Here is a 12792-nt window from a genome sequence, read left to right on the forward strand (position 1 = left end):
CTCATTTGACAGCTCCGAAGGTAAGACCGCGGACGAGCTGGCGCTGGCAGAGCCAGCCGATCAGCAGGACCGGGACGATGGAAAGGATCGACGCCGCCGAGAGGCGCGCCCAGAACAGCCCTTGGGGGCTCGAAAAGGCGGCGATGAACGCGGTCAACGGCGTGGCCTCGGTGGTCACGAGATTGAGCGACCAGAAGGACTCGTTCCACGCCAGCGTGAAGACGAGGAAAAAGGTGGACGCGATACCCGGCAGCGCGAGCGGCGCGAGCACCGACACGAGTTCCTGCCACAGCGAGGCGCCATCCATGCGCGCCGCCTCCAGTATTTCACCCGGCACGTCGCGGAAGTTGGAGAAGAGCATCCACACCGCGATCGGCAGGTTGGCCGCCGCGAGCAGGACCACGAGACCGGCCCGGCTGTCGAGCAACCCCCAATCGCGGTAGAACAGGAAGACAGGGATGAAGACACCGACGGGCGGGAGCATCTTGGTCGACAACATCCACATGAGGATGCCGCGCGTGCGCCGCGTCGGCGCGAATGCCATCGACCAGGCTGCCGGAACCGCTACCGCAATGACCAGAGTGGAAGAGCCCCCGGCGATCAGGACCGAGTTGATCAGCGAATGAAGATAATCGCCGCCGGCGAGGATCCCGCGGTAATTGGCGAGCGTCCAGTCGAAAGACAGGATGCGCGGCGGGAAGGATACCGCTTCAAGCTCGGTCTTGAAGCTCGTGAGCAGGGCCCAGAGCAACGGGAAAGCGATCGCCAGCGATGCAGCCCACGCGAGCAGGCTTGCGACAGCGCGACTTCTGCGGCGCGTGCGCATCATGCCTCCAGCGAGCGGCCGACCGCCCTGATAAGAAAGATAGCGAGGATGTTCGCGAAGACGACGGCAACCAGCCCGGCGGCGGATGCGGCCCCGATGTCATATTGCAGCATTGCCTGCGAATAGACGAGGAAGGCCAGATCGGTGCTGGCGGTGCCGCCGCCGGTCGTCACGAGGATTTCCGCAAAGATCCCGATGAGGAAGATCGTCTCGATCATCACGACGATAGCGATCGGTCGCGCGAGGTGCGGCAGCTGAAGATGGAGCAGGATCGCAGCGGGCGAAGCCCCGTCGAGCTGCGCCGCCTCGCGCAGTTCGCGATCGAAGGACTGGAGCGAAGTAAGCAGGATGAGCGCGGCAAACGGGAGCCACTGCCAAGCCACGATCAGCGCGATCGACAGCAAAGGCGCATGCGAAAAGAAATCATAGGCCGGCAGCCCGACAAGTCCTGCCGTCCATGCAAAGAAGCCCGACACCGGCTGCATCAGCAGATTTTTCCAGAGCAGCGCGCTGACCGGCGGCATGACGAAGAACGGCGATATGACGAGGAGCCTTAGCCCTCCGCGTCCGATGACGGGCCCGTCGAGCAGTAGTGCGAGAGCGAGACCGCCTCCGATGCTCGCTGCGAGCACGACGACGATCAGCACCAGCGTGTTGAGGAGCGCAGGCAGGAAATCGGGGCTTGCGGCAAGCCGCGCATAGTTGGCCAGGCCCACGAACCCGTCACTGTCCGGAAAAAGCAGGCGGTAGTCGCTCAGCGAGAATTTGACCGTCGCAACGAGCGGCGCGATCGACGCGGCGAGCAGCAGCAGGATCGCCGGAGCGAGCAGAAGACGGCCTGGCCCCTGCAGATAGCTGCGCTGGCGGATAGCTGCGCTGCCGGTCATTGATAATATCCCGCGTCGGTCAGCTGGCGCCGGGTTGCAGCCTGCGCTTCCGCCAGGGCATCGCCGGTCGACACGCGGCCCGCGATCGCGGCGGAGAATTGCTGGCCGATTTCCGTGCCGATCCCCTGCCACTCGGGTATGGCGGCATATTGCACCCCGATGTAGGGCACGCGCAACCGCGAGGGCTGACCGGGATTGGCGGCATTGATCGACTGCAGCGTGACGTCGGCAAAGGGCGCCGCACGCCGATAGGCGGAGCTGCGATAGAGCGACAGACGCGTTCCCGGGGGCACGGCAAGCCAGCCCGCCTGCCGGGCTGCGACCGAAGCATAGCCGGGCCCTGCCGCCCAGCCGATGAACTCTTTCGCGGCAGGAGCCTTCTTCGAACTGGCCGGAATGGCGAACGCCCAGGTCCACAACCAGTTCGCGCTGCGCCCAAGCCCCTGATCGGGAGCGGGTGCGAAGCCGACATGGTCGGCTACCTTCGACGTCTCGGGGTCGCTCAGAAACGGTGCGGCCACGGTAGAGTCGAACCAGATCGCGCAACGCCCCTGCGAGAAGAGTGCAAGATTTTCGTTGAAGCCGTTCGCGGCGGCACCCGGCGGCCCCCAGTTCCGCAACAGGCCGACATACATGTCGATCGCCTTGCGCCACTCGGGCGTATCGAACTGCGGCCGCCACTTGTCGTCGACCAGGCGGGCACCATAGGAATGCGCAACGGTGAGGATCGAGGCCATATTCTCGCCCCATCCGGCCTTGCCGCGCAGGCAGACGCCGTAGATGCCGTTCCCCGGATCGTTCAGCGCCGCCGCGGCACGCGCCAGATCTTCCCAGCTCGGCTTCGCGGGCATGGTCAGCCCGGCACGCCGGAAAAGATCGGTACGATACATGATCATCGTACCCTCGGCGTTGAACGGCGCAGCATATTGAACGCCACGATAGGATACCGCCGCCCGCACCGGCGCGATCAGATCGTCGGCCTCATAGGCAGGACCGAGGTCGTCGAGCGACTGGAGCCACTTCCGCTTGGCCCAGATCGGCACTTCATAGGCGCCAATCATCACGACGTCGTATTGGCCGCCGCGGATCGCGACATCGGTCGTGACCTTCTGACGGAGAATATTCTCCTCCAGCACCACCCATTTGAGTTTGATCCGCGGGTGCGACGTCTCGAAACCGGTGGCCAGGCTCTTCAAGCGAACCATGTCGCCATTGTTGACGGTCGCAATCGTGAGCGTCGTGGGCGCACTCTCGTCGGACGCGCAACCCGACAAAGCAACCGCCGCCAATAATGCCCAACCTGCCCGCATGTCGCGCGGCCTCCCCCTGTCCCGGTCGCGAACTCGCGGTCCGCTGTGGGTGTCCAGATGAGAGCCCAAACTTTCATTATCCTGACAATCCGAAAGAAGGACCCGGAGCGAGGTGCGGAACGATGTCCGATTGACTGAGGGCATCGTTTCAATGCAGATGCGCGACCATAGCGTGGCCTGAACGCGCTCAAGAAAGGTCGTCAAGCGACTATAAAAACGGCGCTTTCCCGGCGCTAATCGGTCGATTCTTGCGTCCGGGAGCCCGCCTTCCCGCCGCGCACCGAGCGGAGAGTTGAATGCGCTTACTCGTCGTCGAAGACACCGCCGATGTCGGCGAGGGCGTCGTCGAATGCCTCGAAGCGCTCGGCCACGCCGTCGATTGGGCGCGCGACGGCGAGACAGCCGACGAATGGCTGCGCGACACCAGCTATCAACTGATCGTGCTCGATCTGATGCTGCCGGAACTCGACGGCTTGACGCTACTCAGACGCCTGCGCCAGCGCCGCTGCGAAACGCCGGTCCTGATCCTGACCGCCCGATCCGCAATCGATGACCGAATCGGTTCGCTGGACCTCGGCGCCGACGACTATCTGGTGAAGCCGTTCGACTTTCGCGAATTGCAGGCGCGCGTGCGATCGCTTCTGCGGCGTCATTCGGGCGGACGGGCGGCGGAACTCAGGTGCGGGAAACTGGTATTCGACCGGTCGACCCGGACCGTCCGGATTGACGAGGTTCCGGCGAAATTGACGCGGCGTGAACTGTCGCTCCTCGAAGTCTTTCTCGCAAGACCGACAATGGTATTCAGCAAGGCGCAGCTTCTCGACCAGCTTTTCGGCTTCAGCGCCGAACCGACCGAAAACAGTATCGAGGTGCTGATCACCCGGCTCCGGCGAAAGCTCGCGGGCTCGGGGGTCGAGATCACTGCTCAGCGCGGAATTGGCTATCATATCGTCGAGACATGATTGTCGCCCGCGCCTCTCGCCTTGTGCTTCCGCCCTCGATTTTCGGCAGGTTGCGACTCCTGCTTGCGATGGTCTTTCTTATTGGCGCGCTGGGTGCATTGACGGCAGCCTGGACGCTTTCCAAAAGAGCCGCGACCGACGCTTACGATCAGCTCCTGATCAGTTCAGCGACCCAGATCAGCGAAGCGATAACCGCCGAGAACGGTCAATATTCGGTGCTGCCGCCCGATTCCGCGTTCGAAACGCTGGCACAATCGAAGGACGACCGGTTTTTCTTCGCCGTACGTGCGCCCGATGGCTCGCTGCTGACGGGGGAGCCGGGGCTTTTGCCCGGGGCCGGACCACAGGAAGGAGGCCTGCCCGCACTCGATTACATCGACGATGACGGTGAGACGATGCGCACCGTCACCATTCACCGATTCATCGCCTCACTCGATACGAAAGGGTGGAGCAGCGTCGTTGTCGCGCAATCGCTGGGCGCGCGCTACCAGCTTATTACCGGGCTGATGCTAAAGATCGGCGGGATTATCATCTTTGTCGCCGCCCTCGGCTTCCTTGCCTCGCTCGAAGCCGTCAAGCGCGCCCTGCGGCCATTCGATCGTATCGGGCATGCACTCGCGTCGCGGCGCGCCCAGGACACGGGACCGATCGAGGTCGAAAGCCCGTCGGAAACCCGGGCGCTGGTGGAGACCATTAATCACAGCTTCCACCGCCTCAACGAGCGGCTGAACAAGCTGCAGAATTTTGCGGGCGTGGCCGCGCACCAGATCCGCACGCCGCTCGCCGCGCTCGGCGCGCAGACGGAACTGCTGCTGACTGACCAGACGGCGCAATCGCGCCGCATGCGTGTCGAACGGATCCGGGCACATCTCGGCAAGCTCAGCCGCCTGACGCACCAATTGCTCGGCCAGGCGATGGTCAGCTATCGCAGCGACCGCATTCCGCACCAAGAGGTCGAACTCGTCGAGCTCGTGCGCCACGTGCTGCGCGACGCCATACCCGAGTCGCTCGACCGCGACCTTTCGGTCGAGTTCGACCACGCAGTGCCGCACATAACTGTTCCGGGCGATGACATCAGTCTGCGCGAGGCTCTTGCGAACCTCGTCAACAACGCTGTGACGCATGGCGCAGCCACGATGCTGCGCGTGCGGATCGATGAAGGGCCGGACAAGATCTGCGTCGCGATCGCCGACGACGGACCGGGCATCGCTTCGCAACTATGGGATATGGCGACACGGCCGTTCCAGCTTCCACGTGCCGAGGGCGAGGGCGCCGGGCTGGGGCTGTCGATCGCCGCCGACGTTGCGAAGGCCCATGGCGGCATGCTCGCCTTTGCGTGGACCGCAGAAAAATTTTTCGAAATCCGCTTTATCCTCGGACGTTCGGCGCCGTTCGAGAAAGCTGCATGAAGCGTCTGGCCTCAATCGCAGGGGCTTCAGCGCTGCTTTTGGGCATCGTCGCTGCGGTCGCGCTTCATGTCGCTGCAAACCGCGGCCCTGCAGGCGATTATTCGCCGCCGGCCGGAGCGCTGGTCACCTACTTTCCGGCGCCAGAAGACGACCAGGGCCCGCCGCTGGTGATTTCGGGGTCGATCGAGGCGGGCTTCATGCGTCCTTTCTTTCTCGCCTTCCAGCGGCACAATACGCGCCTTTCACTCGTCTATATCCAGTCGCGAAACGACGCGCTTCTCGAACGCGCGCTGTGGGCGTGCAAAGAGGGCGAGCGCACAGCCGATATCTATTTGACGTCCTCCACCGACCATCTGGTACGACTCGCCAACGAGAATTGTGCCGCAACTCTGCCCTCGGCAATCGGCCGGGCGGCACCGGCGAGAGCGAGCTGGCGCGATCAGGTGGTCGCCTTTACGGTCGAGCCCGCCGTATTCGTGTTCAGCCGGGAACTCGACGGCCCGCTGCCGCCGAGCCATGTCGCCCTGCTGGAATGGCTGCGCGCCCTGCCCGCCGACCGTGCCCGCGTCGGCACTTATGACATCGAAACTTCCGCGGATGGCTATGACCTTGCTGCATCCGATTCAAACCAGGATGCGCTTTATGGTCGCCTTCTCGAAGGATTGGGACGCTCCGATATCCGCCTTTACTGCTGCTCCAATGTGATGGTCGACGCCCTCGATCGCCGCGAGATCCTCTTCGCTTACAATGTGCAGCTCTCGTACGCCTACAAGGCACAGCGCGCAGGAAGCCGGATCACGGTGATCCTGCCAGATGATTATCAGGCACTCCAGACCTTGTCGTTCATGCAGCCGAAGCGTGCGCGCGATCCCGATTCGGCGCTTAAGCTTGCGCAGTTTCTGGTTTCCGACGAGGCCAGAGGGATAGCGCGCCAAAACCTTGTGCCGCCGGGAATGACGCCAGCGCTGGCGGCTGCGCAAGCCGATCGCCTGCTCGCCCAAGCGTCGGTCACACCGCTGCTGCTGAGCCTCCAGGATCGGGCGCGCCGCGAGCATCTCATCCGCGAGTGGCGCGAGGCGATCGCTCCCGCTGGATCGAGCCTCACACCGGCATCCGAATGAAACTGGCAGCCCATGCTTCAGCAGCAGGTGCTCCTGATCGTGCTGAGTGATGGTCCGGTTCAGGCCCGGACGGCGAAAAGCGGGCTAGCGAGCCAATGTTTTCGCTACGAAATCCCGGCCGAGGCGAAGTCCGACGGGATCCACGGTGTGCGCCACGCCGTAGGAGACGTGCGTCGTGACCTCGATGCCGAGACGTTTGAGCTCGCTCTCCGACATGTGTAGCGCGGCGACCGGGACAACCGGATCGGCCGTGCCGTGCACCAAGAGCACTGGCGGCTTTGGGAACTCTCCGTGATTCAGTCCCAGCGTCCCTACCAACATGCCGGAATAGCCAATGACGGCAGCCACCGCCCGCGGTCGCCGCAGCGCGACATGCAGTGCCATCATCGTCCCTTGGCTGAAGCCGACGATGGCGAGGTCAGCCTCGCTCAGACCATATTGTGCGAGCTTGCGGTCAATGAAGGCGTCGATCGCCGGCGCGGCCGAGGCGGCGCCTGCGGCGAGCGCAGACGGCGCAAAGCCGGAAAGCCCCCACCATTGATACCCGCTGCCCATCATGCCGCAGCGCTGCGGCGCATGCGGAGCCAGAAACAGCGTGTCCGGGAGCGCCTCCTGCCATGCTGGCGCGAGCGCAATCATGTCGGTTCCGCTCGATCCGAAGCCGTGCAGTAGCAGGACGATTTTCTTGGGCGGCTCTCCGGAGCGCGGCTTGAGACTGGCTCCGTTTACGATCTTGGACAGGGTCATGCACCTCATATGGGTATCGCTGGCCATTTGTCAGCCGGGCGTGCGCCCCACTTCACTTCGCGGCAGCTGTCCAAAGCGGATGCCGGATCATCGCGCGTCCAAACAAATGCCGTCCACGCTGCAGCGTCGGTCATGCTGCCCGAGACATCCTTGAAACTGAGCCTCCGCCTGCCGCCAACGCTGGATGCTGACGCAGCGGGGCCTGCGTTGAAGCGCCTGCTGGAGGCCAGTCCTCCCTATGGTTGCCATGTTTCGTTCGACATCGCGTTCACGTCCCCCGGCTGGCATGCGCCCGACACGGCAGATTGGCTGGCGAGAGCCCTCGACGAGGCTTCGCGCCGGACATTCGGGCGCCCCTGTGTCAGATATGGCGGCGGCGGCGGCATTCCGTTCCTGAACATGCTGGGCGAACGGTTCCCGCACGCGCAGTTTGTGGTGACAGGCGTTCTTGGCCCGCAATCGAACGCCCATGGCCCGAATGAATTTTTGCATGTTCCAACTGCCATCAGGGTCACGACCGCCCTTGCGATCATCATTCACGCGGCAGCCCGGCAGACCGAACGGCTCGCTCTGACGACCGAAGCCGCCCCCCTTCCCCTCGCCTCGAAAGATTGAGCCCATGAACGCGACCCTGATGTATCAGACGCCCTCTCCCTATGCGCGCAAGGCGCTCGTGTTCGCGCACGAAGCAGGCATTGCCGACGATATTGCGGTTATTCATCATGAAACCAGCCCCACCGCGCGCAATGATGAAGTGTTCGGGCAGAACCCGCTCGGCAAGGTTCCGGTCCTGCTGCGTCCCGGTATGCCTGCCATTTTCGATTCCAATGTCATTTGCGCCTATTTCGACACGCTCCACACGGGGCCGAGGCTGATCCCGGCGATCGGCGAGGCACGCTGGAAAGCGCTTCGGATCGAAGCGGTAGCTCAGAGAATGGCGGATGCCGGAATTGCCGTGCGGTGGGAAAGCGTCCGGCGCCCTCCTGCCCTGCGCTACGACGATTTGCGCGACGGTTATATCGCCAAGCTGCAATCCAGCTATGCCTGGCTCGAGACCGAAACGGATTTCGGGGACGATCTTCATATCGGACATATCGCCCTGGCGACCACGCTTGACTGGCTGGAATTTCGCGGTCTGCAATCCTTTCGCAACAATCGCCGGTTGAGCGACAGGTTCGCCTCCTTTGCTGAACGCGCCTCGATGCAAGCAACACTTCTCTCTGGTGACACGGTGGATTAGCTGACGATCGGGCGGGCCGCGCAAGGCTTTCCTCTGGAAATCGAGGAATGGTCGCTTGCATAAGCGCAGCTTCAGGGGAGGAAGTCGGGCAGAGCGCAAATTTGTGAACCGGCATTCGCGGATTCCTATGGCCGATTGGAGAAGGTCCGCTTCGGAACCAGGGGCTCCAGAAGCGGACATCGCCTTCAATGGGCGTTCCAGGCTAGAGCGCGAGAAGCCACCCGGCGATGCCGCCCCCCAAGACGAGCGCCGGTGTCACGAACTTGCCCTTGAGCTTCCAGACAAGCACAAGCGCGGCCACGAAGAGCAAAGGCGGCAGCCAGAGGCTCTCTGCGCGCTCGGCCGTTGACCAGCCGAGTTGGATCAACGTCGCGGTAATCACCCCAACGACTGCGGCTGCAACGCCGGCGAGAAGGCGATGCAGTGCGGGATGCTCGACGACTGCTTCGAGACGCTCGAAGAAAATCAGCGAGAAGGCAAAGGCCGGCAGGAACATTCCGACCGTGATTGCGATCGCCCCGCTCCAGCCGCCTGCGACATATCCCGTGAACGTCGCGAAGATAACAAGCGGCGCAGGAAGAATACCAGCGAGTGCGACGCCGTCGAGGAAGGATGCGTCGGACAGCCAGCCCCGGCCAACCGTATCCGCACGGACAAAGGGGATCGCCGTATAGGCGCCGCCAAAGGTCAGGAGTCCGCCCTTCAGACCTGCGAGGAATAGCGCGGCGGTGGTTGCCGGGCCCGAGGCCACCGCAAGGGCGGCAGGTTCGAAGCCATTGGCTCGCGGCAGCAGGATCGCGAGAACAACTGCGGCGGCGAGTATGGCGAGTGCGGTCCATCGCTGCGCCGCAAATGTGTAGGCGAGTCCGGCCGCCATGAGCGGAAGCCAGAAGGGAACGCCGGCGAGCGTTGCGAGAAAGCTCGCTATTGCGAGACCCCAGAGCATGTGATCCTCGAGGATGTGGCTACCGATGCGGTGTACGGCGCGAAGAATGATCGCGAGCACGACGATCTGGACACCGGAAAAGATGCTGGCCATGTCGGCCTGACCCGCGATCCACTCATCATAGGCCAACGCCGCAGCCAGCATGAGAAAAAAGCCGGGCAGCATGAAGCCGAGGCCCGCGAGCAGCCCGCCGATGCGTCCGCGCGCGAGCATGCCGAGATGGACGCAAAGCTCGTGGGCCTCGGGTCCGGGAAGGATTTGCAGGATCGCAAGCAGGCGATTGAAGCGAGCCGAGGAAATCCACCGTTCCTCGTCGACGAGAGACTGCCTCACCATCGCAATTTGCGCGACCGGCCCGCCAAAGGCCAGAAAGCCGAAACGCAGGAATTTGAGAAACAGCCGGGCGAGACTGAGAGGCGGCGGAGAAGGTTCAATGTTCGTCATGCAAGCGCGCTCCTGCCGCAAGGCGGCATAGTGGAGCGGAACTTGGGCAACGTCGTCACCTGATCGGGCGTCCGCACTGCCCGCGCTCGTCCTTTATCACACCTAAAATCGAAGGAAAGACAGTCTTGCTATCGATCCTGAGAAGATGAGCTTTGGCCAATAGCGGCCGGTCTCTTGGCGCAAAGAATGTCAAATCTGGCGTCACACGCACTGCCAGATGCATCCCGGCGTCGCTGTGCCAGCTGCTGATCGCCGTTCCCCTCCGTGCTCTTCGCGTCTGGCACGTCAGGTGGAATGCGGGCGAAGGACCGGTCACGAAGGCGGGGTGTCTACGACGGCAGCCGCCTATAAGCCTGACGACCGCTTCCTACCCTACCCATAGCAGTCACCCTTTGCGCGACACTGGCTCCGGCGATAATCGGAGCGGGAAAGGATTTGAAATGAGACTCTTCCATCGTTGGTTGCAGAAGGTGATCGTCGGCGCAATTCTCACCGGCCTTGGTGCCACTGCGGCGATGGCGAAAGACCGCTCCGAGCAAAACGTGCTGTCTTGCCAGATCGATGGCCAGGACCGACGGGCATCGGTATCGATCGTCGGCAGCGAAGCCGTCTACCGTTACGGGCGACCGGGAGCTGCTCCCGAGCTCGTCCTGACCAGCCCGCTGATGCAAGTGGACTATCGAAGGAAAAACGGACCAGGGTCCACGATCGACGAGATCATCACCTTTGCGAATGGTGACACGACCTATCGCATTGCGGCGGGATTTCGCGATGGAGTGGAGCCAGACCCTTCGGCATATATCCCGTTCGGAACCGTGACTGTCCGCCGCGCCGGCAAGGACCTTGCAAGGCTGAGTTGCAGACCGGTTACGATCGAACGCGTCCACGACCGGCTGCTCGCGCACATGCGCGAGATCGGCAGGGAGCGTTCCTCGGACGGCGAGACATTTCCCAATTATGACATTGAATATCCACTGCCGGCCAAGCAGTCGGCCGCATGCCAGGCCAGGAATAACGTGGACACTTGCTGGTCGCGCGGTGTCGGAGCCGAGCGTAGCGGAGACCTCCGCGGCGCATTGGAACATTATGACATGTCGTGCGACGCGAGGCTGATCACCGCGGGCTGCTACGAGGCGGGGAAGCTGTATTTGCAGAAGCGGCAGTTGCGCGATTACGCCCGCGCGAAAGACAGGTTCGGTCGCGTTTGCAGCGGCGATGACCCGGGCCAAGGCCCCTACGCCTGCAAATATCTTGGCTGGATGTATCTGACCGGCGTGGGGGCAGAACGCGATCGCAATGTTGCGCGGGTCTTTCTGGCCAAAGCCTGTTTCCTGCAAAATGAAGATCTGCTGATCGACCCCGAGGGCTGTCATTTTCTCGCACAGTCGATTCTGGAGGCGCAAAACGGAAGCCTCTCGTCCGACGGTCATGTCAAATATGCCGCTTATCTGGCGCTTGCGATGGGCTGCACCGATAACGCCAAGACGGTCTGCGACGAGGCTGTGGCTCTATACCAGCGCGAAACTGCACGCCGCGCCGGCTGGATAAAAGATTGCGACATACAAGCCGCTCGCCACGGCCCGATTATATCCTGCGCGAAACTAGCCACGATCGACGATGATTACGACGCTGCCCAAGCAATGCGGCGCCAGATGCGTGACCTCTTTGTTGGTGCCGAATCGTCACGAAGATGATCATGAGTGCGAGACATCAACATCTCGGAGCGAACCCATCGCGGCTTGAACTGCCCCGAGATTGCCGGAGACCCAAGCTCCCGAGAGGAAGGGGCATTTCCGCCTAGCCGCTCTCCTGTTCGAACTGGCCGATAGCAGACTGTCTGCTGTTAGGCGTCGAACGGAGAAAGCAGCCAAACGGCGCCTTCCCGCCAATTTCGGTCATTCCATCACCAAGGCGCAGCGAAAGCGCGCGCCAGGGCCCGGTTGTACGACGCCCCGAAAAGCCTCGACGCGCCGGCATCGGGCTTGATCGCAAAAAAGACATGATAGGCGCCGGGCACGACGTTGAGTTCGACGGGCACGCCAGCGGTAACGAGCCGCGCTGCATATTCGATATTCTCGCTCACGAAGAGGTCGATCGATCCGACGCCGATATAGGTTGGCGGGAGCCCGCCGAGGTCGAGCCGGCGCGACGGCACCGCGCCTTCGGGCACATTTGTCGAACCCGCGGGCACGCCGAGAAACGACGACCAACCGAAGCGGTTGGCGTCGGCGGTCCAGATGAAGGCGCCTATGTGCCGCGGCATCGGCCTGCTGCTGCCCGTGCGATCGTCGAGCATCGGCGAGAGCAGGAGCTGAAAACAGATCGGGACCTCGCCGCGATCCTTGGCCGCAGCCGACAGCATCGCGGCATGGCCGCCCCCGGCGCTCGTTCCCATGACGGCGATGCGGCGCGTATCGACGCCGAGTTCGGCGGCGTTCGCGACCACCCATTTGAGCGCGGCATAATTATCCTCGAGCGCACCGGGAAAGCACGTTTCCGGCGCGAGCCGATAGTCGACGCTGACGACGACGCATTCGTGATCGCGCGCGAGCCGCTGCGCCATCGCCAGTTCGCCGGCGATGCCGCCCGCCACATAACCGCCGCCATGAAGGTGGAGGAGCGCGGGCCGCGGCGCGCCGGTCGTGCCGGCGTTGATGATCGCGATCGCGACGTCAGGCGCGCCCTTTGGCCCGGGAATCGCGCGGCGGACGATAGGAGGATGGGCGAGCCAGGGCGGGATATGCGCCGCCATGCGTTCGCGCACCTGCGGCAAGGTTAGCGCATCGACGACGGTCCGGTTGGCCAAAAACGGTCCGCGCAGCTGCGGATCCACGAGCCGGAGCAGCGCATCGGCTTCAGCCGGCGAACCCGCGGCGACCGGGACTTGCGCACCGAGGCGC

At 63.3% G+C, this 12792-nt stretch carries 12 protein-coding genes; 6 read left to right on the top strand and 6 right to left on the bottom strand.

The window, feature by feature from the left end:
* Nucleotide 1: 1 nt before the first annotated feature.
* Genes VN047_RS05310 through VN047_RS05320 form a run of 3 tightly spaced genes read right to left on the bottom strand, consistent with a single transcriptional unit; the run spans nucleotide 2 to nucleotide 3023 of the window.
* Complete coding sequence (locus VN047_RS05310) at nucleotides 2-829, bottom strand: carbohydrate ABC transporter permease (RefSeq protein ID WP_325540763.1); 828 nt, start codon at nucleotides 827-829, stop codon at nucleotides 2-4.
* Complete coding sequence (locus VN047_RS05315; RefSeq protein WP_325540765.1) at nucleotides 826-1713, bottom strand: sugar ABC transporter permease; 888 nt, start codon at nucleotides 1711-1713, stop codon at nucleotides 826-828. The genes VN047_RS05310 and VN047_RS05315 overlap by 4 nt, the downstream gene beginning before the upstream one ends.
* Entirely contained in the window at nucleotides 1710-3023 is a 1314-nt protein-coding gene (locus VN047_RS05320; RefSeq protein ID WP_325540767.1) for a sugar ABC transporter substrate-binding protein, read from the bottom strand. Before VN047_RS05320 ends, VN047_RS05315 begins: the two co-directional genes overlap by 4 nt.
* A gap of 296 nt (nucleotides 3024-3319) precedes the next feature.
* On the opposite strand from VN047_RS05320, the gene VN047_RS05325 reads away from it, so the two are divergent.
* From VN047_RS05325 to VN047_RS05335, 3 genes are all read left to right on the top strand, one after another.
* Nucleotides 3320-3985 (top strand): response regulator transcription factor, encoded by a 666-nt coding sequence (locus VN047_RS05325; protein ID WP_325540769.1) that lies wholly within the window; start codon nucleotides 3320-3322, stop codon nucleotides 3983-3985.
* Between the two features lie 68 nt (nucleotides 3986-4053).
* Nucleotides 4054-5394, top strand: a complete 1341-nt coding sequence (locus VN047_RS05330) for a sensor histidine kinase (protein ID WP_325540771.1) — start codon at nucleotides 4054-4056, stop codon at nucleotides 5392-5394.
* Complete coding sequence (locus VN047_RS05335; protein WP_325540774.1) at nucleotides 5391-6515, top strand: ABC transporter substrate-binding protein; 1125 nt, start codon at nucleotides 5391-5393, stop codon at nucleotides 6513-6515. Before VN047_RS05330 ends, VN047_RS05335 begins: the two co-directional genes overlap by 4 nt.
* Before the next feature lie 84 nt (nucleotides 6516-6599).
* Here VN047_RS05335 and VN047_RS05340 read toward each other — a convergent pair whose 3' ends face one another.
* Nucleotides 6600-7262 carry an alpha/beta hydrolase gene (locus VN047_RS05340; RefSeq protein ID WP_325540776.1) on the bottom strand — a complete coding sequence of 221 codons (663 nt, stop codon included), beginning with the start codon at nucleotides 7260-7262 and terminating at the stop codon, nucleotides 6600-6602.
* 132 nt (nucleotides 7263-7394) lie between these two features.
* Between VN047_RS05340 and VN047_RS05345 the strand changes: the two genes are divergently transcribed.
* Complete coding sequence (locus VN047_RS05345; RefSeq protein ID WP_325540778.1) at nucleotides 7395-7877, top strand: hypothetical protein; 483 nt, start codon at nucleotides 7395-7397, stop codon at nucleotides 7875-7877.
* Nucleotides 7878-7881: 4 nt separating this feature from the next.
* Nucleotides 7882-8502, top strand: coding sequence for a glutathione S-transferase (locus tag VN047_RS05350; protein ID WP_325540780.1), 621 nt, complete (start codon nucleotides 7882-7884; stop codon nucleotides 8500-8502).
* A 202-nt stretch (nucleotides 8503-8704) separates the two neighbouring features.
* On the opposite strand, the gene chrA is transcribed toward VN047_RS05350, so the two are convergent.
* Nucleotides 8705-9892: a chromate efflux transporter gene (gene chrA / locus VN047_RS05355; protein WP_325540782.1), complete on the bottom strand. Its 1188-nt coding sequence runs from the start codon at nucleotides 9890-9892 to the stop codon at nucleotides 8705-8707.
* A 440-nt stretch (nucleotides 9893-10332) separates the two neighbouring features.
* Here chrA and VN047_RS05360 point away from each other — a divergent pair, with 440 nt between their 5' ends.
* A complete protein-coding gene (locus tag VN047_RS05360; RefSeq protein ID WP_325540784.1) occupies nucleotides 10333-11586 on the top strand; it encodes a sel1 repeat family protein in 1254 nt (417 codons plus the stop codon).
* 209 nt (nucleotides 11587-11795) lie between these two features.
* Here VN047_RS05360 and VN047_RS05365 read toward each other — a convergent pair.
* The coding region (locus tag VN047_RS05365; RefSeq protein WP_325540786.1) for an alpha/beta hydrolase at nucleotides 11796-12792 on the bottom strand (997 nt) is incomplete at its 5' end.

This window comes from Sphingopyxis sp. (genome assembly GCF_035565275.1).
Classification (GTDB): domain Bacteria; phylum Pseudomonadota; class Alphaproteobacteria; order Sphingomonadales; family Sphingomonadaceae; genus Sphingopyxis.

What these genes read in the sequence shown, in the direction of transcription:
- chrA (WP_325540782.1), bottom strand. Translation starts at nt 9,892, where the DNA reads ATGACGAACATTGAACCTTCTCCGCCGCCTCTCAGTCTCGCCCGGCTG.
- VN047_RS05345 (WP_325540778.1), top strand. Translation starts at nt 7,395, where the DNA reads ATGCTGCCCGAGACATCCTTGAAACTGAGCCTCCGCCTGCCGCCAACG.
- VN047_RS05320 (WP_325540767.1), bottom strand. Translation starts at nt 3,023, where the DNA reads ATGCGGGCAGGTTGGGCATTATTGGCGGCGGTTGCTTTGTCGGGTTGC.
- VN047_RS05325 (WP_325540769.1), top strand. Translation starts at nt 3,320, where the DNA reads ATGCGCTTACTCGTCGTCGAAGACACCGCCGATGTCGGCGAGGGCGTC.
- VN047_RS05315 (WP_325540765.1), bottom strand. Translation starts at nt 1,713, where the DNA reads ATGACCGGCAGCGCAGCTATCCGCCAGCGCAGCTATCTGCAGGGGCCA.
- VN047_RS05360 (WP_325540784.1), top strand. Translation starts at nt 10,333, where the DNA reads ATGAGACTCTTCCATCGTTGGTTGCAGAAGGTGATCGTCGGCGCAATT.
- VN047_RS05335 (WP_325540774.1), top strand. Translation starts at nt 5,391, where the DNA reads ATGAAGCGTCTGGCCTCAATCGCAGGGGCTTCAGCGCTGCTTTTGGGC.
- VN047_RS05310 (WP_325540763.1), bottom strand. Translation starts at nt 829, where the DNA reads ATGATGCGCACGCGCCGCAGAAGTCGCGCTGTCGCAAGCCTGCTCGCG.
- VN047_RS05350 (WP_325540780.1), top strand. Translation starts at nt 7,882, where the DNA reads ATGAACGCGACCCTGATGTATCAGACGCCCTCTCCCTATGCGCGCAAG.
- VN047_RS05340 (WP_325540776.1), bottom strand. Translation starts at nt 7,262, where the DNA reads ATGACCCTGTCCAAGATCGTAAACGGAGCCAGTCTCAAGCCGCGCTCC.
- VN047_RS05330 (WP_325540771.1), top strand. Translation starts at nt 4,054, where the DNA reads ATGGTCTTTCTTATTGGCGCGCTGGGTGCATTGACGGCAGCCTGGACG.